The organism is Rhodococcus sp. ENV425, assembly GCF_002887785.1.
GTDB lineage: Bacteria > Actinomycetota > Actinomycetes > Mycobacteriales > Mycobacteriaceae > Rhodococcus > Rhodococcus aetherivorans.
The window spans coordinates 66,445-86,287 of the sequence record NZ_PCZU01000241.1; the positions used below are offsets into that span (position 1 = coordinate 66,445).

At 68.9% G+C, this 19,843-nt stretch carries 15 protein-coding genes; 5 read left to right on the forward strand and 10 right to left on the reverse strand.

Going from position 1 to position 19,843, the window contains the following annotated elements; translation table 11 throughout:
• On the forward strand, positions 1–2,743 hold a 2,743-nt coding region (locus CQZ88_RS21095), incomplete at its 5' end, for an NAD-glutamate dehydrogenase (protein ID WP_258008707.1).
• 78 nt (positions 2,744–2,821) lie between these two features.
• Here the strand turns inward: CQZ88_RS21095 and CQZ88_RS21100 are convergent.
• From CQZ88_RS21100 to CQZ88_RS21140, 9 genes are all read right to left on the reverse strand, one after another.
• On the reverse strand, positions 2,822–3,142 hold the full coding sequence (locus CQZ88_RS21100; protein WP_029546742.1) for a putative quinol monooxygenase: 321 nt from the start codon (positions 3,140–3,142) through the stop codon (positions 2,822–2,824).
• 106 nt (positions 3,143–3,248) lie between these two features.
• Entirely contained in the window at positions 3,249–4,898 is a 1,650-nt protein-coding gene (groL, locus tag CQZ88_RS21105; RefSeq protein ID WP_006932131.1) for a chaperonin GroEL, read from the reverse strand.
• A gap of 39 nt (positions 4,899–4,937) precedes the next feature.
• Complete coding sequence (locus CQZ88_RS21110; protein ID WP_102800248.1) at positions 4,938–5,963, reverse strand: NAD(P)-dependent alcohol dehydrogenase; 1,026 nt, start codon at positions 5,961–5,963, stop codon at positions 4,938–4,940.
• Positions 5,960–6,718, reverse strand: a complete 759-nt coding sequence (locus tag CQZ88_RS21115) for an iron-sulfur cluster assembly protein (RefSeq protein WP_050036197.1) — start codon at positions 6,716–6,718, stop codon at positions 5,960–5,962. Before CQZ88_RS21115 ends, CQZ88_RS21110 begins: the two co-directional genes overlap by 4 nt.
• Positions 6,715–7,758, reverse strand: coding sequence for an amidohydrolase family protein (locus tag CQZ88_RS21120; RefSeq protein WP_029546744.1), 1,044 nt, complete (start codon positions 7,756–7,758; stop codon positions 6,715–6,717). Before CQZ88_RS21120 ends, CQZ88_RS21115 begins: the two co-directional genes overlap by 4 nt.
• 78 nt (positions 7,759–7,836) lie before the next feature.
• Positions 7,837–8,178: a propane 2-monooxygenase effector subunit MimD gene (mimD, locus tag CQZ88_RS21125; protein WP_006932127.1), complete on the reverse strand. Its 342-nt coding sequence runs from the start codon at positions 8,176–8,178 to the stop codon at positions 7,837–7,839.
• Positions 8,175–9,281 (reverse strand): aromatic/alkene monooxygenase hydroxylase subunit beta, encoded by a 1,107-nt coding sequence (locus CQZ88_RS21130; protein ID WP_029546746.1) that lies wholly within the window; start codon positions 9,279–9,281, stop codon positions 8,175–8,177. The genes mimD and CQZ88_RS21130 overlap by 4 nt, the downstream gene beginning before the upstream one ends.
• A gap of 50 nt (positions 9,282–9,331) precedes the next feature.
• The gene (locus CQZ88_RS21135) at positions 9,332–10,375 is read right to left on the reverse strand and encodes an FAD-binding oxidoreductase (RefSeq protein WP_102800249.1); all 1,044 of its coding nucleotides are present in this window, start codon (positions 10,373–10,375) and stop codon (positions 9,332–9,334) included.
• Positions 10,376–10,450: 75 nt separating this feature from the next.
• The gene (locus tag CQZ88_RS21140) at positions 10,451–12,082 is read right to left on the reverse strand and encodes a methane monooxygenase (RefSeq protein ID WP_029546748.1); all 1,632 of its coding nucleotides are present in this window, start codon (positions 12,080–12,082) and stop codon (positions 10,451–10,453) included.
• Positions 12,083–12,246: 164 nt separating this feature from the next.
• Between CQZ88_RS21140 and CQZ88_RS21145 the strand changes: the two genes are divergently transcribed.
• Together CQZ88_RS21145 and CQZ88_RS21150 are read left to right on the forward strand one after the other, a co-directional pair.
• A complete protein-coding gene (locus CQZ88_RS21145; RefSeq protein ID WP_102800250.1) occupies positions 12,247–14,064 on the forward strand; it encodes a sigma-54-dependent Fis family transcriptional regulator in 1,818 nt (605 codons plus the stop codon).
• Between the two features lie 118 nt (positions 14,065–14,182).
• Positions 14,183–15,640, forward strand: a complete 1,458-nt coding sequence (locus tag CQZ88_RS21150) for a catalase (protein ID WP_006932116.1) — start codon at positions 14,183–14,185, stop codon at positions 15,638–15,640.
• 46 nt (positions 15,641–15,686) lie between these two features.
• Here the strand turns inward: CQZ88_RS21150 and CQZ88_RS21155 are convergent, their stop codons facing one another.
• On the reverse strand, positions 15,687–17,024 hold the full coding sequence (locus CQZ88_RS21155) for an amylo-alpha-1,6-glucosidase (RefSeq protein WP_006932115.1): 1,338 nt from the start codon (positions 17,022–17,024) through the stop codon (positions 15,687–15,689).
• 214 nt (positions 17,025–17,238) lie between these two features.
• Between CQZ88_RS21155 and CQZ88_RS21160 the strand changes: the two genes are divergently transcribed.
• Together CQZ88_RS21160 and CQZ88_RS21165 are read left to right on the forward strand one after the other, a co-directional pair.
• Positions 17,239–18,348 (forward strand): alcohol dehydrogenase catalytic domain-containing protein, encoded by a 1,110-nt coding sequence (locus tag CQZ88_RS21160; RefSeq protein WP_102800251.1) that lies wholly within the window; start codon positions 17,239–17,241, stop codon positions 18,346–18,348.
• A 655-nt stretch (positions 18,349–19,003) separates the two neighbouring features.
• Positions 19,004–19,843 (forward strand): cbb3-type cytochrome c oxidase subunit I (locus CQZ88_RS21165; RefSeq protein WP_258008708.1); only part of this gene is annotated, 840 nt, incomplete at its 3' end.

The following is a 19,843-nucleotide window of genomic DNA, read 5'->3' on the forward strand; positions in this document are numbered from 1 at the left end:
CGTGCGGGACATCGCCCTGGTCCGGGCCGCCGGCCGCTTCGCCCGCCACGCCGGTCTGATCATGTCGGAGCGGTACATCGTCGATACCCTCTGCCGGCATCCAGGATTCGTCGAGGCCCTCGTCGCCTGCTTCGCCGCGCGCTTCGACCCGGACCGGCGCGACCGGGACGTCGCCGCCGAGCGGGCGGAGCGGGCGCTCGCCGCGCGGCGCGGCGCGGCGGAAAGCCTCGACGAGGACCGCATCCTGCGCAGCCTGGAGTCGTTCGTCACCGCCACCGTGCGCACCAACTGGTACCAGCGCGACGAACACGGCGCACCGAAATCGTACGGCGCATTCATGCTCGATTCCGGACGTCTCGCCGATCCAGGGCCCGTCGTCCCCCACCGCGAGATCTTCGTCCACTCGGACGACATGGAGGGCATCCACGTGCGGAGCGGCACCGTCGCCCGCGGCGGTGTGCGATTCTCGGACCGCCCGGAGGACTACCGCACCGAGGTACTCGGCCTGATGAAGACCCAGGTGGTGAAGAACGCTCCCATCGTCCCCGTCGGCGCCAAGGGCGCGTTCGTGCGGCGAAACCCGGATATCTCTCCGGCCCAGGCCTATTCGACGTTCATCCGGGGAATGCTCGATCTCGTCGACAATATCGTCGACGGGAAGATCGTGCACCCGGACCGTACGGTCGTCCACGGTGGGGACGACGGATATCTGGTGGTGGCCGCGGACAAGGGCACCGCCGCGTTCTCCGACCTGGCGAACTCCATCGCAGCGGAGTACGACTACTGGCTCGGCGACGCCTTCGCCTCCGGCGGCTCCAGCGGATACGACCACAAGGCCATGGGCATCACCGCGCGCGGCGCGTGGGTCGCGGTTCGCGAGCACTTCGCCGACCTCGGTGTCGACGTGGACACCACCGAGGTGACGGCGGTGGGGATCGGAGACATGTCCGGCGACGTCTTCGGCAACGGGATGCTGCTCTCCCCGCACCTGCGCCTCGTCGGCGCGTTCGACCACCGCCACATCTTCCTCGACCCAGACCCGGACCCGGCCCGCGCCTACGCGGAGCGCCGCCGGCTGTTCGAGCGTCCCGGATCGAGCTGGGACGATGTCGACCGCGACGTCCTCTCGCCCGGCGGAGGGGTGTGGCCTCGCTCCGCGAAGTCCGTCACCGTCCCGGAACCCGCACGGCGCCTGCTCGGTCTGCCGCACCCCACCACCACCCCGAGCGAATTGATCAAGGCGCTGCTGACCGCACCGGTGGATCTGCTCTGGAACGGCGGCGTCGGCACCTACGTCAAGGCCACCTCCGAAAGTCACACGGATGCAGCCGATCCGGGTAACGACGACGTCCGCGTCGATGCCTCACAGCTCCGCTGCCGCGTCGTCGGCGAGGGCGGCAACCTCGGTTTCACGCAGCGGGCACGCATCGAGTTCTCGGCGGCGGGCGGCCGCATCAACGCGGACTTCATCGACAACGCGGCCGGCGTCGCCACCTCCGACGCCGAGGTGAACCTGAAGATCGCCCTCGAATCCGCCCGGCGCAGCGGACGTCTGACACTCGAGGAACGCAACCGCCTGCTCGGCGACGCCCGTGACGAGGTGGCCCGCACGGTGTTGCGCACGAGCCGGGACCAGTCGGTGGCGCTCGGGCTCGCCGTCTCGCGCGCGGCCCGGCTCCTCGGCCGGCACGAGCGGCTCATCAGCCACCTCGAGACCGGTGACGGGATCCGCCGCAGCACCGAGGTACTGCCCACGGTGCAGGAGCTGGCCGCGCGGGCCGGGGCCGGCCGCGGGCTGACCAGGCCGGAGATCGCGGTGCTGCTCGCGCGGTCGAAGAACGTCGTGTGCCGGGACCTGCTCGAGTCGGATGTGCCCGACGACCCCGTCTTCGCCGACGTCGCCCAGGCGTACTTCCCCGAACGCATGCGCGGACTGCTGCAGGACGAGATCCGGGATCATCCCCTGCGCCGCGAGATCGTCGCGACCCGGATCGCCTCCGACCTCGTCGACCACGTCGGACCGGGGATGATCTATCAGCTCGAGGAACGACTCGGGGTGCGCACGCCGGCGGTCGCACGGGCGTACGCGGTGATCCGGGCGGTGTTCGACACCGACCGGTTGTGGGCCGAGGCGCGGGACCGCCCCGGTTCCGGCGCCGAACGCTGGGCGCGGCTCGGCACCGTGCAGAATTTCGTCGAGCATGCGGCCTCGTGGATCCTGCGGCTGCGGCCGTCGCCGCTCGACGTCAGCGCCGAGATCACCCGGCTGCGTGCCGGAGTGGAGGACCTGCTGAGCGACACCGGGGCGGACGCGGGGCCGGACTTCCGGCTACTCGGCGAGTACCCGGCCCTGGTCGACACGGCGTACACGCTGAACTGCCCGGCGCGCACCGTCGCCCGGGTGCACGCCGGCACGGGTTCGCTGCTGGGGCTCGACGGGACGTCGCCGGACCTGTCCGCCGGATCCCACACCTGGTGGGACAGCACGGCGATCGCCACGGTGCGGGACGAGCTCGCCGAACGCCACCACGCCCTCGTCGCCGCGATCCTGCGCCGGGACGGCACCCCGATCGCTCCGGCCGACGTCGACGAGGTCCTGGCGCGGTGGCAGCGGCGGGTCCCGGACGCGATCGCCCGGGTGACGCGCCTGACCACCGAACTGCGCGAGGACGGGCTCGTCGATCTGCCGCGGGCGTGCACGCTCGGCGCGGAACTGCGCCTGCTCGTGCGCGAGAGTCATTGAGTGTGGTGCCCTTTCGGATCGGGGGAGATCCGAAAGGGCACCACGGCGAGCCGCCACAGTGTCACGGCGGCGAGCCGCCTATATTTCGAGTTCGCCCATGCGGGACCACTCGACGCCGGGGATCTCGGTGTGGAGGATCCGCGGGGTCTCGCTCAGCGCCGGGCGCATGGCGTCGAGCCCCTTGCGGAAGTGGTCGGCACCGACGTGGGCGGCACCGGCCTCACCGTCGCGGAACGCCTCGACGAGCACGTACTCGGACGGGTCGTCCACGCTGCGCGACCACTCGAACCACAGATTGCCCGGTTCGGCCCGCGTCGACTCGGTGAATTCCTTTGTGAGGGCGACCCAGTCGTCCCGGTATTCGCGACGGACCCGGAACCTGACCACGATGAAGATCATTGCGCACTCCCTTCCTGTCGAGCCGTGGTGGGCACGGCGGCGGCCGGTTGCCTCGGAGGGAAGCGACCGACGAGGCCCGGCCGCCGCCGAGACGATCCCCCGGCGATCAGTAGATGTTGGACGGGCGGACCATGCCCTCGGCCAGGTCCCCGAAGCCGGGCGCGTGGATCGCCCCGGGGTTGCCGAAGACCTCCTCCACGATCGCGGTCTCGGTGGTGATGAGCAGCGCCGCGATGGACGCGGCGCTCTCGAGCGCGGCGCGGGTGACCTTGAACGGGTCGACGACGCCCTCGTCGAACATGTCGCCGTACTTGCCGGAGAGCGCGTTGAACCCGTGTCCCGACGGCAGCCCCGCGACGACCTCCACGACCTCGTCGCCGTCGAAGCCGGCGTTGACCGCGATCCACCGGAGCGGCTCGGGCAGGGCACGCCGCACCACGTCGCGGCCGATGCCTTCGTCGCCGGGCAGGTCGAGCTCGGCCAGCGCCCGGTGCGCCTGCCCCAGGGCGGTGCCGCCCCCGGCGACGATGCCGTCCTCGAGGGCGGCCCGGGTGGCGGCCAGGGCGTCCTCGACGCGCAGCATGCGTTCCTTGAGTTCGACGCTGGTGGCGCCGCCGACGCGGATGACGGCGACCCGCCCGGTGAGCCGGGCGATGCGCAGCTGGAGGCTGTCCTGGTCGGCGTCGATCCGGGCCCGTCCGAGCTGCGCCTCGAGCTGCGCGATCCGCGCATCGAGGAGACTCTGATCGCCGTGGCCGCCGACGATCGTCGTCTCGTTCTCGGTGACCGTGATGCGGTCGCAGGAACCGAGGTGCTCGGCCGTCACCTCGGACAGTTCGACGCCGGTGTCCTTGGCGACGACGTGCCCGCCCAGCGCGACCGCGAGGTCCTGCAGCTCGGCGACGCGCCGGTGCCCGAAGCCGGGCGCCCGCACGACGACGGACTGCATGGTGTTGTGCATGTTGCCGCCGACGAGGAGCTGCAGGGCGGGGCCGTCGACGTCCTCGGCCAGCACGACGAGGGGCCGATCGGCGCGCTTGGCCGCCTCGATGCTCGGCATGATCTCCTGCACCTGGGTGATCTTCTTGTTGGTCAACAGGATCAGCGGATTCTCGTGGACCGCTTCCATGCGTTCGGGGTTGGTCACCATGTAGCCGGAGATGTAGCCGTGGTCGAATTCGATTCCGTCGACGACGCTCACCGACATCCCGAGGGTCTCGCTCTCCTCGGTGGTGACGATGCCGGACCTGCCCACGTGGGAGACCGCCTCGGCGATGGCCTCGCCGATGGCCTCGTCGTCGCTCGCGGCGAGGGTCGCGATGCGCTCGAGATCCTTGCGTCCGTCGACCTGCACCGACCGGTCCCGCAGTGCCTCGACGACGACGGGAACGGTGCGTTCGATGCCGCGCCGCACCCGCATGGGATTGGCACCGGCGTCGACGGCCCGCATCCCCTCGCGGACCATGGCCTGCGCCAGCACGGTCGCGGTCGTGGTGCCGTCACCGACGACGCCGTTGGTCTTCATTGCCACTTCCTTGACCAGCTGCGCGCCCATGTTGGCGAACGGGTCCCGCAGCTGGATCTCGCGGGCGATCGTGACACCGTCGTTGGTGATGGTGGGTGGGCCGGTCAGCTTCTCGAGCACCGCGTTTCGGCCCTTGGGGCCGAGGGTCACCTTGACCGCGTCGGCGAGCGCGTTGACCCCGTACTCGAGAAGGAGGCGTGCCTCCTGGTTGAACCGCAGATCCTTGGCCATGGCTGGGTTTCCTTTCGTGCTGACTGTGCGGGGTGCGGTTCAGGGGACGAGGATCGCGCGGCCGCGGACCCGTCCCGCGTCGAGGTCGTCGATCGCCTGCTGGAACTGCTCGAGCGGATATTTCGTGGTGTGCAGCGTGACTTTTCCCTGGGCGGCGAGGGCCATGAGCTCCTGCAGGTCGTTGTAGGAGCCGACGAGATTGCCGATGAAGTTGATCTCGGTGGAGATCACGTCGATCGTGGGGACGTCGATGTTCTCGCCGTATCCGACCACGTAGTAGTTGCCGGCGCGGCGCAGCATCGCGACGCCGTCCCTCGTGGCGCCGCCCTCGCCGACGAAGTCCACGACGGCCTCGGCGCCGCGGCCGCCGGTCAGCTCGAGCACCTGCTGCACGTGGGTGCCGTCGGCGACGATGCCGTGGTCGGCACCGATCCCGACGGCCAGCGCGACGGCGGCCGGGTTGCGGTCCACCACGATCAGGGTCGCCGCGGAGACCGCCTTCAGGACCTGGATGCCGATGTGGCCGAGGCCGCCCGCGCCGATCATGACGCACACGTCGCCCGGTCGCGTCGCCCGCGCGGCCTTGGCGACCGCGTGGTAGGCCGTGAGCCCGGCGTCGGCGAGGGCTGCGACGTCGGACGGCTCGAGCGAGTCGTCGATCCGGACCACGCTGCGCGCGGTGGTGCGCAGGTACTCGGCGTAGCCACCGTTGGTGTCGATGCCGGGGAACCGGCTGTTCTCGCAGTGCACGTCGTCGCCGAACCGGCACGCGCGGCAGAGTCCGCACGTGATGAGGGGGTGGAGGATGACCTTGTCGCCGACGGCGACGTTGGTGACGGCGTCGCCGACGGCGTGGACCCAGCCGGCGTTCTCGTGGCCGATCGTGTACGGCAGGACGACGCCGCTCTTCTCGGCCCACTGCCCCTCGAGGATGTGGATGTCGTTGCGGCACACGCCCGCTCCGCCGATGCGGACGACGACGTCGAGCGGGCCCTCGATCTTCGGCTCGGGGATCTCCTCGAGCTGGAGCTTGGTGTGGTACCCCACCACCTGCACGGCCTTCATGACACTCTCCTGACGATTGCGGAACAACTGGTTCGGACGTCGGCGACCCGGGGTGTTGCCGATCCGCCGTCGCCGTCGGCGTACCGGGTCGCGAGCAGCCCGCGGCAGAAGTGTGCGTTCCCCTCCATGGAGATCCGCACGGACTTGGCGAACCGCAGCCGCATCGGTACCGCCTCACGGGGGATCGGCCGCCCGTCGTCGTCGACGAACACCCGGCTGGCCGGGCACAGGCTCAGGCCGATGTCGAGCCGCCGGCGTATCAGGGCCGCCTTCTGCCGGCCGGGCGGGATGTCGCTCAGCGTCAGCGACGGGATGTCGTCGACGGTGAGCTCCGAGTGCTTCAGCAGGTTCTCGAGGCAGCGTTCCAGGGCGGCGAGGTGCGCCTTGCGCCGGAACGTGCGGCGCAACTCGTCGAGGTTCTCCTCCGCCTCGGAGCCGAAGGTGCCCCGGTAGCCGGCGTCGGCGGCGAGACCGCGGTTGATCTTGCCGCTGTCGTGGTGGTCGTCGAGGAGGATCCGCACGTGCCCGATGTCCTCGATCGCCCGCAGGGCGTCCTGCGCGTCGGATGCCATGAGGTAGGCGAAGTTCGGCGAACAGAACGCGGTGGGCAGCCGCAGGTGCACGGTCACCCCGTCGTCGTCGAGGACCACCGACCGCACGAAGCCGAGATCGGTGATCGGTTCGTCCAGTTCGGGATCGACCACGGTGCCGAGCGCGGCGAGCACGTCGCTGCCCGACACCGGAGCCGCGGTCACGACGACACCGCCTGCTGGGCTCCCGCGGCGACCTCGACCCCCTCCTGTCCGGCCGGCTCGGGCAGCCGCAGGTGTTCCGGGACGTCGATGTCGTAGAGCGCCGCGGCGTTGAGGCCGAGGATCTTCTTCTTCTGTTCGACGGTGATCGGCGCGTATTCGGTCATGTCCTCCGGGATCTGGAAGTCCACGAACTTCTCGATCAGCCACTTCGGGGTCCACAGCGCGTAGTCGCTGGCGAACAGGATCTTGTCCTCGCCGATCCAGTAGAGCAATTCGCCGATGATCTGGGCGAAGTACCGGGGACGGGTGTGGATGAACGGCATCGCCACGGCCAGACCGCCGTACACGTTGGACTCCTGGGTGGCGATCCAGCAGAAGTCCTCGAGCCGGGGCAGGCCCACGTGTTCGACGACGAAGCGCAGATCGAGGTAGTCGGTGGCGACCTTGTCCACGTCGGCGACGTCGAAGGCGTCACGGTCCAGCGGCCGGATGGTGGGGCCCTTGTGCACGTGGATGTTCTTGATCCCCAGCTCGATGCACTCCTCGAGGTAGCGCCTCGACCACGGGTCGTCGAGCTTGTATCCGCGGGAGTCGCCGTGCCATTCGGCGGTGTAGAGCTTGACGCCCTGGAGGTTCATCCGTTCGGCGTCCCGGCGCAGCTGCTCGAGGCCGGCCTCCCCGTAGCGGGGATCGTAGGCATGGTTGTACGTGAGCTTGTCGGGGTGCTTGCGGGTGAGCCCGAACGCCTCCTCGGTCTGCCCGAACCCGTTGCGGTAGAAGTCGCTCAACAGGGTGGCCTGGAAGATCGCGTGGTCCACGTGACCGTCCACGAACAGGTCCTTCATGAGGCGTTCGCCGCCGTAGTAGGTGTAGGTGTCGTAGTCCCACACCTCCTCCTCGGGGCTGAGGTTCTTGTGGTAGTCGTAGAAGCAGTCGATGAACTGCCGCCCGTGCACGTTCTTCTGGTTCGACTCGCGGCCGTCCCAGATGTGCACGTGCCCGTCCACGATGAAGTACTGCTGCCCGTCCTTCTCGTACATCGCTTCCCTCGTTCTGTCGTGTGCCGGTGGTGGATCGAGAGCCGTCCGGGCCCGGTCTGCGGGCCCGGACGGCCGCGGTCAGTGCGCCGTGAGATCGAATCCGATGTACTCGGCGGCGTCCTCGGGACTGGCGAAGAGCATGGTCTTGTCATCGAGGTGCACCATGCGCCCGTAGTGGGTGGAGCTGATCTCCTCGAAGACGGAGCCGTCGAAGTCGGAGCCGAGAGCGTCGGTGAGTTCCTCGTAGTCGAACTCGAGGCGGTTGACGCCGTCGACGCGGATCATCGACGGGTACTCCGTCAGCTGCACGCCGTCCTTGGCGCCCATGACCTCGGCGACCACGCGGCCGATCGGGGTGTTCATCAGGGTGACGCCACACATGTTGGAGAACTCGGTGGACGATCCGAATTGCATGCTCACTTGTCCAGCTCCTTCGCGATGTCGAGCCCGATGTCCTCGAGCAGGGAACGGAACTTCGCCTCGGCCGCCTCGAGGCTGGAGGCGAAGGTGACCGCCTTGTCGGCCGGCTGCGACCAGATCGGCTGCAGGGCGCGCGCGGCGTCGAGGCAGCGCGGCACCCAGGTCGCCAGCCAGGTCCCGAACAGCTCCCTGTTCGATTCGCCGAACTGCTCGTCGCGGGTGAGCAGCCGGAAGAGGTTGCGCGTGTACGCGAGATCCCGGTCGTAGTCGTGCTCACCGGTGCCGACGATCGTCGGCGTGATGTAGTCGCCGTTGCGGGCGGCGATCTGCATGACCAGTTCGCTGCGGAACAGCGAGCCGACGAGCTGCTCGAAGACGATGTTGGTGGCGAAGAGCAGCTCGCACCAGTCCGGCACCGCGGTGAGCCGTTCGACGACCTCGCGGGTGGGCTGCCATTCGGGCGCCGACTGCCAGACCTCCTTGTGGGCGGCCCCGTCGAACGGTATCCCGGCCTCGGACAGGTCGAGGTTGAACAGCGCGAGGTCCTGCGCGAACCGCATCTTGTGTGCCGCGTTGACCGCCACCGCGGTGTTGATCATGTTCGTGGGCCCGGACCGCTGGATGGAGGTGAACACGTGCAGCGCCAGGCCGTTCTCGGCGTGCATCCAGGCGCCGAGGTTGCGTTCGATGAACTTCAGCCACGGCGTGTTCCAGCCGTCGTAGGCGCGGGCGCGCTTGGCGTTCTGCAGGCACAGATCGACCTGGCGCACGACCGCCGCGTTGTTGCGGTAGATCGTCTGGTCCCACTCCTCGTTCGGGTCGAGGAAGGCGTGCCAGTTCGACGACTTCGCGGCCGTCCATTCCTTCGGGTATCCGCCCGGTCCGTCGCCGAAGCCGTAGATCCAGCCCTGCGACAGGTGCCGCTCGGGATCGGGCTGCACGTCGACGGTGACGTCCTCGTACATCGTCGACCGCTTCTTGGCCGGCGTGTAGTAGGTGAAGGTGCGGCTGCGGGAGCTGGGAAAGTCCAGCGCGCCGGCTTCGGAGTCGGTGAACTCGATCTTCGGGAAGCTACGGTGCTTGGAGTCGGTAGATGCGGTCATCTCGTTTCTCACTTCTGTCGGTGAAGGAGCAGGGTGGTTTCCTACGGCGCCTACTCGAAGGCGGGGCTGGTGAACTTGTCGTAGAAGATCTGGTCTTTCGGGGTGTTGTGCACCTCGAGCAATTCCAGGGCTGCATCGACCATGGGGGGTGGCCCGCACAGGTAGACCTCGCTCCGGTGGATGTCCGGCTCGCGGCGGTCCACGATGTCGGTGACGTTGCCTTCCTCGATCTCCGGGAGTCCGGACGGCACCGGCTCCGCCGACTCCGAGAGGCAGGGCACGAACACGAAGTCCGTCAGGGTCTTTCCCAGTTCGAGGATCTCTTCGAGGTAGAACAGATCCGCCGGCGTGCGGGCACCGTAGTAGAACCGGACGGGCCGGGTGCTGCCGGTCTCGCTCATGTGCCGCAGGAGCGAGAGGATCGGGGCCATGCCGGCGCCGCCGCCGATGAAGACCACCGGCAGGACGTGACCGTCCTTGAGGGTGAAGGATCCGTACGGTCCGGTCAGGGTGATCTCGTCGCCCACCGAGATGCCGTCCCCGAGCAAGCCGGCGAACTTGCCACCGGGGTACTTCTTGATGAGGAACTCGACATGTCCCGGCGTCGATCGGGTCGTCGCCATGGAGAAGGACCGATGTTCCTCGGTTCCCGGTATCTGCAGGTCGGAGTACTGACCGGGTTTGAACTCGTACTCCGTGGGTTCGACGGGCTGCAGTTGCAGCGACACAATGTCCTTGGTCATCGGCTCGATCGCGGTGATCCGGGTGCGCACTTCTTGAATGGGGATACCACCCAGGAGTTCGTCCTCGTCGAAATTGAGCAGTTCGATGGTGCAGTCGCTGTATGCAGTCGAGCGGCAGAGCAGTACGTGCCCCTCGTCGGTCTCGGCGTCGTTGCAGGCGAACGTCGAATAGTCCTCCATCTGGATGTCGCCGTCGAGGACAAAGGATTTGCAGGCCGAGCAACGCCCCTCGCGGCAGCCGTGCATCAGATGGATGCCCTGCCGGAAGGCGGCGTCGAGGATGTACTCGTCCTCGCCGACTTCCATCTCGATGTCGACGGGCTCGAAATTGATGCGGTGCTTGTCGGCCACGGGGGTGTCTCCTGGGCTCGTGGAATGAATGGTGAGGCGGTGGGGCCGAGGCGAAGTYCACCCACCGAGCCTGAATCAGGCAGGAACAGCGCCGCCGGCGCGGTACGCGGCGATGTGGGCGTCGCGCTCTGCGTCGGACATCTGGTTCAGCAACACGTTCGGGCTCTGGAAGGTGTTGCCCCGCACGTCGTCGAGGGTCCACATCTTCTTCGGGTCGAGGTCGAGGTGCGGCTGACCGACGAGGGTCTTGCCGTCGTCGCGCACGTACCCGAGGTCCTGCACGATGTCGGCGAGATCCTTGTCGTGGTGCAGGGTCTCCCATTCACGGAAACCGGTGAGGCGGCCCATGTTCGGGGTGGGACGTCCCTCGTACTCGCTGCGGAACGCGACGGCGTCGGTCCAGTAGCAGGTCTCCGAGCAGTAGGTCCGCCACTGGTCGTCCACCTTCTCCACGACCATGTCCTCGCGGATGAGGGCGGGCACCATGCACGTCCAGCAGCGGTGCGGGTACTGGTATCCCACCTCCTCGAACGCGATCGGCTTGTTGCGGCCGGGGTAGGCGAGGCGGTTGTAGTTCTCCCACCACTTGCCGTACTTGGAATACCAGCCCGGGTACTTGTGCTCGAACCACTCGAAGTCCGCGTCGGTCATGGCGTCGATCCGCCAGTAGTTCACCGGCCAGCCCGTCGCGAAGAACCGGGCCACCTCGTGGACGTAGCCCTTCTCGGTGATGCGCTTCCACGCCTCCTCGACGAGGTCGTGCGGAATGGTCAGCCCGTACTTCTCGAGCGGGATGAGGTAGCTGCGGTAGTAGTCGTCGTAGATCCACCGCCGCCACATCTCGGCATAGCTCTCGCGATCCTTGCGGCGGTCCTTGGTGCCGTACTCGATGAAGGTGCCGATCGCGGCGTCGACCACGCAGTGGTTGTTCCACCACGCGTAGCGCAGGTCCCGCTCGAGCAGCGGCCGGTTCCGCTCGTCGGCCAGCGCCATGAGCAGGATCGAGTAGCCGTTGGAGATGTGCCGCGACTCGTCGGACTGCACCGAATGGAACACGGTGGGCAGCAGGTAGTCGCCGTTGGCGGCCGCCTCGTCGGGCATCGCCACGAACAGGGTGTTCGTGAAGGCCGTCTCCGCGACCACGGTCAGGTAGATGTTGGCCGCGGTGATCGCGTCACCGGTGATGAAGCCCTCCCCGAACTGCCGGCCGATGGTGCCCGCGTAGTTGTTCGCGAACGCCTTCTCGGTCATGTCGAACCCGGCGGGGTCGATGTAGTTGTTCATGTAGAGCTTCTTGAGGTTCATCTGGATCGTCGAGTGACGAACCTCGTCGATCATCTGCACGGCGAGCCCGTTGTGGATCTCGGGGTTGGGCACCGCGTCGATGGCCATCGGCATCGCGCGGGCCGCCGAGATCTCCGGGAACGGGATGATCGAGAGGAACAGCTTCTGCCACTCCAGCCAGCGCTGCTGGACCTGCCGGAACATGTTCCCGCGGATGGCGCCGTCCATCGCGCCGTAGACCCGGTTGTCCTTCTCCTCCTCCATGGGGAAGTAGGACCGCATGATCTGCTTGAGAGGGTCCTTCTTGGGGGCCTTCTCGAACGTGTAGTCGGTGCCGAAGCGGGTGGCCGGCGTCGCGAACGTCGGTTCCCACGACAGCTCGGTGATCTTCGCATGGGCCTTGGTCAGGCTCTGCCTACTCAATGTGCGCCTCCTGGATCGGGAGCCGGCTCGGTGCCAGCCGTGGACGGTGGGGTGTGGATGCAGATACAACCCGCGGGCGCCACCCCGATCTGTCTCAATGTGAGACGCAGGTCACATTCGGCACAATTACCCTTGTGGACGCAGGGCCCGATGAGAATGTCCCCGTGACAACTCCAGACGACCGGGAGACCGAGGTGGGTGAATTCAGCCGAAGCAGTTCCCAGGACCACACGTCACTCCGGGAGGCACGCGAGGCGTTCCACTCGGCCGATCAGGCCGCGGACGATCCCGGCGACCGCCGGGTCCGGAACTGGCTGCGGGTCTCGTGGCTGCGGTCTCGGGCGGCGAAGGTCGACGTGGACCGCCCGAGCGCCGGCTACGTCGAACCACTCCCGGTCGACACCGTCCTCACCCGCGCGGCCCGCCCGGTGCTGTCCGCGCTGTCGGCGGAGATCGAGAACGAGCCGGTGTCCCTGATCCTCACCGACGCCAAGGGCACCGTGCTCAGCCGCTACGGCGGCGACCGCGGGCTGCTGACCGCCCTGGACCGGGTCGACCTCGCTCCCGGCTTCCGCTACGCCGAGTCCCAGGTGGGGACCAACGGCATCGGGACCGCGCTCGAGGTCGGTGCACCCCTGCTGATCCGGGGGGACGAGCACTACAGCGGGCACCTGCGGTTGTTCTCCTGCGCCGGGGCCCTGGTGACGCACCCGATCACCGGGACACTCCTCGGCGTCGTAGACCTGACCACCAAGACCGAGAACACGAACTCGCTGCTGTTGTCCTTCGCCAAGCTGGCCGCCACCCGCATCAGGGAACGGATCCTCGAGGAGGCCAACGAACTGGACCGGGCCCTCCTGCACGACTACCACGCGGCCTGCCAGCATTCGGGTCGCCCGGTCATCGCCGTCGGCGACGAGGTCCTGATGATGAACGCCCAGACCCAGCAGCAGTTCGACTCACGCGACCAGGCCGCGATCATCGACCGGACCCGCGACGCCCGCGGGCGGGCCGAACCGTTCACGATGCTCGCCGACCTGCCGAGCGGGATCACGGCGCGGCTGTCCTACCAGCCGACCTTCGTCGAGGACAGGCTCGCGGGCGGGGTCGTGCGGATCAAGGAGCAACTCGCCCGGACCCGGAGCCCGCGCGCCGCGAAGCAGCCGGCGTTGCGCGCGCTGGCCGGTCGCAGCGCGCAGTGGCAGCACACCGTCCACGGCGTCGTCGAGGCCTGCCGGCGACGGGAATGGCTCGTGCTCGACGGCGAGCCCGGAGTCGGCAAGACCGCGCTGATCCGGGCCGCGCACGAGCACGTCCGGAGCGACCGCGGCCTCGCGGTGCTCGACGCGGCCGCGGTCGACGGCGGGGAGCTGCTGGAGCAGGCGTCGGCCACGCTCGAGGGCGGCTCCGACCTGGCGGTGCTGCACGCCCATGCGCTCGGCGACGACGATCTCGCCGGTCTCGGCCAGCTCCTGCAGACCGTCACGCCGGACACCCTTCCGGACGACCCGTGGGTGGCGCTGACCATGCAACCCCCGCAGGAGGAGAGCGACACCCACTCCCTGCTCCGGCTCTTTCCGAAGACGCTCTCCGTTCCCCCGCTGCGCCATCATCTCGAGGACGTCCCCGAGCTGGTGCGCTTCCTCCTCGACGCCGCCGGCGCCACCGACCTCACGCTCTCGCCGGCCGCGGCGAACCAGCTCATGCGACTGTCGTGGCAGGGGAACGTGACCCACCTGCGCAGCGTCCTCGAGGAGACCTACCGGCGCCGGCGCTCGGGGACCGTCGAGATCGGCGACCTGCCCGCCGAGTGCCGGGCGACGACCCGCCGGAACCTGACCCGGCTCGAGTCCCTCGAGCGGGACGCGATCGTGGACGCACTGGCCCTGCACGGAGGCGACAAGGCGGCGGCCGCGAAGGCGCTCGGCATGTCGCGGGCGACGATCTACCGCAAGATCCGCGAGTTCGGCATCACCCTCTGATTCCGAATATCAAGTACCCGTGTCAAATTGAGACACCGGGACACCGCTCCTCAGGAAACACTGCTGAGCGCAGAGACGTTCGCCCCGCCAGCCCGGGGTGACCAGACAGGAGTGATCGATGACCGACCACAACGGACTCACCACCGCCGCCGGCGCGCCGGTGCCGGACAACCAGAACAGTCTCACGGCCGGGGCGCGCGGACCCATGCTGCTCCAGGACGTGTGGTTCCTCGAGAAGCTCGCGCACTTCGACCGCGAGGTCATCCCCGAACGACGGATGCATGCAAAGGGTTCCGGAGCATTCGGCACCTTCCGCGTCACGCACGACATCACCCGGCACACCAGGGCCGCGGTGTTCTCCGCCGTGGGCAAGCAGACCGAGGTGTTCGTCCGGTTCTCCACGGTCGCGGGGGAGCGCGGTGCCGCCGACGCCGAACGCGACATCCGCGGCTTCGCCGTCCGCTTCTACACCGAGGAGGGCAACTGGGACGTCGTCGGCAACAACACGCCGGTGTTCTTCTTCCGCGATCCGCTCAAGTTCCCCGACCTCAATCACGCCGTGAAGCGGGACCCCCGGACCAATCTGCGCGATCCCGAGAACAACTGGGACTTCTGGACCAACCTGCCGGAGGCACTGCACCAGGTCACGATCGTCATGTCCGACCGCGGCATCCCCGACGGCTACCGGCACATGCACGGATTCGGCTCGCACACCTTCTCGTTCGTCGATGCCGAGGGCACCCGTTCGTGGGTGAAGTTCCACTTCCGCACCCAGCAGGGCATCAGGAACCTCACCGACGAGGAGGCCGCGGCCGTGATCGCCGGCGACCGCGAATCCGCCCAGCGGGACCTGTACGAGGCGATCGAATCCGGCAACCACCCGAAGTGGACGCTGTACGTGCAGATCATGCCCGAGGCCGACGCGGCGACGTACCGGTACCACCCCTTCGACCTGACCAAGGTGTGGTCCAAGAAGGACTACCCGCTCATCGAGGTCGGCGAGCTGGAACTGAACCGCAATCCGGACAACTACCACGCCGACGTCGAACAGGCCGCCTTCTCCCCGGCGAACATCGTTCCCGGCATCGGGTTCTCACCCGACCGGATGCTCCAGGGCCGGCTGTTCTCGTACGGGGACGCCGCGCGCTACCGGCTCGGCGTGAACCACCACCAGATCCCGGTGAACTGCCCCCGGGCCGCCGCGCACGTGAACTCCTTCCACCGCGACGGCGCGATGCGCGTGGACGGCAACCAGGGCAGCGTCCCGAGCATCGAACCGAACTCGTACGGCCGCTTCCGGGAGCAGCCCGAGTACGCCGAACCGCCGCTCGCGGTGGGCGCGGTCGCGGACCGGTTCGACCATCGGGCGGACGACGAGAACTATTTCGAGCAGCCGGGAATCCTGTTCCGCGGCATGTCCGCCGAGCAGCAGACCGTGCTGTTCGAGAACACCGCGCGTGCCATCACAGGGGCATCGGCGGCGACGATCGAGCGGCACATCGCCAACTGCACCCAGGCCGATCCGGCCTACGGCGAGGGAGTTCGCAAGGCCTGCGAGGCACTCGGCGCGCTGTGAGTCCCGTGGTGTCCCCCGGTCCCGTGCGGGTGCGGGGGGCACCGCCTCACCCCAGCCAGTCCAGTACCGCGGCGGCGGTCCACGACTGCTGCATGCTGCCGAGCGGCTCGCCGGTGAACGGCTCGTAGTACTCGGCGAACGAGCCGTCGCTGGCCTGCCGCAGACCCTCCGCTCGCAGCAGGTGAGCGCGCTCCGCCCACCCGCGGCGGGCGAACGTCCACGAGAACAGCCACGTCATCACCGGCCACACCGGCCCGCGCCAGTACTCGCGCGGACGGAAATCCCGGGAGACGGGGGAGGTGGACGGCGGCACCGCGTAGCGCAGGTCGGGGTGGCCGCAGAACTTCGGGCCCTCGAAGGTGCGCAGCAGGGCCCGTTCGGTGCCGCGGGGCAGGCCACCGCACAACAACGGCGCGAACATCGCGAGCGTGTCGGTGGCCATCCAGCGACCGCTGCGCAGGTCGAAGTCCTTGGCGGCGCCGGTGCGCGGATCGGTGGTGTCGAGCACGCCGCGGCGGAACCGGTCGGCGTACTCGTGCAGCTCGCGGACGTCGGCGTTCGGGCGCGAATGCTCCTCCCCGATGACGGCGAGCACGTCGCACGCGAGCGCGAACACGGCACTGACGAACACGTCCTCGACGGCGAAGCTCATGGCCGTGGCCAGGGCGTCGTCGTCGTAGCGCACTTCCTTCATCTCCTCGAGCAGCCACAGGTAGCGGGCGTACTCGGCGTCCGTCGGCCGCTGACTCGGGTCGCCGACGTGGGCGAGGTCCTCGCGCCGGAACGTCGGCACCGCGCCGGCGACGACGTTCGCGTAGGCCGCGTCCCACCGGGGCGAGTTGTCCATGCCCGATTCCCAACCGTGGTAGAGCGCGATGCGGCCGTTGCCGTCGAGGTCCCGGGCGCGGGCCAGCCACCGGTGCCAGCGCACCAGGTCGGGCCAGCGGCGGTCGAGGAACTCCTCGGCGACGGCGCGGGTGCTGCGGCCGTGCCGGCGGCTGTGGTCGAGGATGCGCTGCACCGCGATGGCGTGCACGGGCGGCTGGGTGATGCCCGACGTCTGCGGGCCCAGTGGCGCGGCGGCGGCGAGATCGGTACAGGCCCAGCGCGCCGGACCCGGAAAGTAACCGTCCACCCCGCTCGCGAACACGATGTGCGGGATCATGCCGTTGCGCCACTGCGCCGAGAGCAGGGTGTCGAGTTCGACGACGGCCCGCTCGACGCTCAACGGGGCCAGCCCCACCGCGACGAACGCCGCGTCCCAGCTCCACATGTGCGGATACAGCTTCGGGGCGGCACTGGTCATCGTGCCGAGGTCGTTACCGCGCAGCAGGTAGGCAGCCCGCGCGGCGAGCTGGGTGTGGGTGAATCCGCGGTCCGGCATCGCATCATTGTGCGACCGTCCCGGCGTGGGCGCGCGCCGAGGGGCAGGTGGACCGCCCGTCGCGGGGTGCCGGAAATCGGACATCTTCACGCGTCCCGACCGTTGTTTCTGTCCGAAACGGCGCATCGATCGGTGCCGACGCCCACCAACCTTCCCGCACGAGACCTACGGTGGGATCCGGAAACCGTCCCGCGGACCCGAGGAGTATCGGCAGATGAGGATCACCGGCGCAGTCCTGGAGGAGATCGGCCGGCCGCGGCCGTTCGCCGAGTCGAAACCGATCAGCGTGTCCGAACTCGAGCTCGACGCGCCGGGACCGACCGAGCTGCTGGTAAAGATCGAGGCGGCCGGGGTGTGCCACTCCGATCTGAGCGTCGTGGACGGCAACCGGGTCCGCCCCGTACCGATGCTGCTCGGGCACGAGGCGGCCGGCCGCATCGTCGAGGTGGGCTCCTCCGTCGACGACTTCCGGGTGGGGCAGCGGGTGGTCATGTCGTTCCTGCCGAGATGCGAGGCGTGCGACAGCTGCGCGGAGGACGGCCGGCTGCCCTGCACGACCGGGTCCGCCACCAACAACGCCGGGGAACTGCTGCACGGCGGCCGTCGCCTGCACCGCGACGGCCACCCGGTGCACCACCACCTCGGGGTCTCGGGTTTCGCGACGCACGCGGTGATCGACCGCGCGTCGGCCGTCGCGGTCGACGACGACGTGCCGCCCGACGTCGCCGCGGTGCTCGGCTGTGCCGTGCTCACCGGCGGGGGCGCCGTTCTCAATGCGGCCCGGCCGCGGCCGCAGGACAGCGTCGCGATCGTCGGCCTCGGCGGGGTCGGCATGGCCGCCCCCCTTACGGCCGTCGCGCAGGGCGTCTCGCGCATCGTCGCGATCGACACCCTCGACGACAAGCTCACCCGCGCCCGCGAGCTGGGAGCACACGAAACCTACACGCCGGCCGAGGCGGTGGAGCGGGGCGTCAAGGCCCGGTACGTCATCGAGTGTGCCGGCAGTGCACGGGCGTTCGAGACCGCGTTCGGTCTCACGGCGCCCGGCGGCACGACCGTGACGGTCGGCCTGCCCGCGCCGACCGCGACGGCGGCGATCTCCCCGTTGACGGTGACCGCGGAGGCACGCACGATCGTCGGCAGCTACCTCGGTTCGGCCGTGCCGCGCCGCGACATCCCCCAGTACGCGCGGATGTGGCGGGAGGGCCGGCTCCCGGTGGAGGAACTGATCTCCGCACGGATCCCCCTGTCGCGCATCAACGAGGCCATGGACCAGCTCGCCGACGGGCTGGCCGTGCGTCAGGTCATCATCTTCGACGACTGACGGTAAGAGGCCGAGTGCCGGTCGGTCCGGGACCAAGGTCCCGGACCGGATATCTTGCAGGAAGTGGTTTTCCGGACGGCCGAGCGACCCGTCGAGCGGCACGGGACGAGGTGCCCGGCCGACCCGGCCACTCGGTCCCTCGCTGGGCGCCGGAGTGCTCCGGCCGATGGGCACAGTCGGCGGGAGACTTTGGGCCCTTTCTCCGAGTCCTCGGTCCCGCCGACGGCGACAGAGTCGAGGGAGCGCTCCCGGTCCCGCCGGTGTACGGTCGGTGCCCGCACCGCCCGGCTCGCCTGCGCACGAGCATGTCCACACCTGTGGAACAACCTGTTGATCAGTACCTTTCGACCCGATCGACTACCGCCTCGGCTCCCGCGCCCGTCCCGTCTGTCCGGGCGCAGCGGCCGTTGCCGACACCCGCCGCCGGGCCTTCGCCGCCCCGCGGACGTGCTCCACGTCTCATTGCCGATGCCGATGCCGCGGTGCAAGAGTCAGCGCGCCGACGGTCGACGGCTCCGCTCCGTTCCGGGACGAACGCCTGCGCCGCCGTCTCGTCGGCCGAACGGGAGGACGCGGATCCACCCTCTCGCGGCAGCAGGTCGGAGCTCGATGCCCCACCCGGACGACGGTGGGGCCGAAGTCAGGAGTCGTGGTCATGGTTGATGTCGCGCCGATACTGAGGAGGCCGGACGCGCAGCGGCCGTATCCTCCGACCCGCCGCCCGAAGGGCTCGACGATCCTCACGGTCGTCACCTCCACCGACCACAAGGTCATCGGCGTGATGTACATCGTGGCGGCCTTCGCGTGGTTCCTCATCGGCGGCCTCATGGCGCTGCTCATCCGTGGTGAGCTCGCCGTGCCCGGCCTGCAGTTCCTGTCCAACGAGCAGTACAACCAGCTGTTCACCATGCACGGCACGATCATGTTGCTGCTGTACGCGACTCCGGTGTTCTTCGGCTTCGCCAACTATCTGCTGCCGCTGCAGATCGGCGCTCCGGACGTGGCCTTTCCCCGACTCAATGCGGTGGGCTTCTGGCTCTACGTCTTCGGCGGGCTCATGGCCGCCACCGGCTTCCTCACCCCCGGGGGCGCGGCCGATTTCGGGTGGACGGCGTATGTGCCGCTGACGAACTCGCTGCACTCGCCCGGCGTCGGTGCCGACCTGTGGATCCTCGGACTCACCGTCGGCGGTCTCGGCACGATCCTCGGTGCGGTCAACCTCATCACCACCATCGTGTGCCTGCGCGCCCCCGGCATGACCATGTTCCGGATGCCGATCTTCACCTGGAACACCTTCATCGCCTCGCTGCTGATCCTGCTGATCTTCCCGCTGCTCGCGGCGGCGCTGATCGCCCTGTTCGTCGACCGCCAGTTCGGCGCTCACATCTTCGACCCCGGAACGGGCGGAGTCATGTTGTGGCAGCACCTGTTCTGGTTCTTCGGTCACCCAGAGGTGTATGTGCTGGCGCTGCCGTTCTTCGGCATCGTCTCGGAG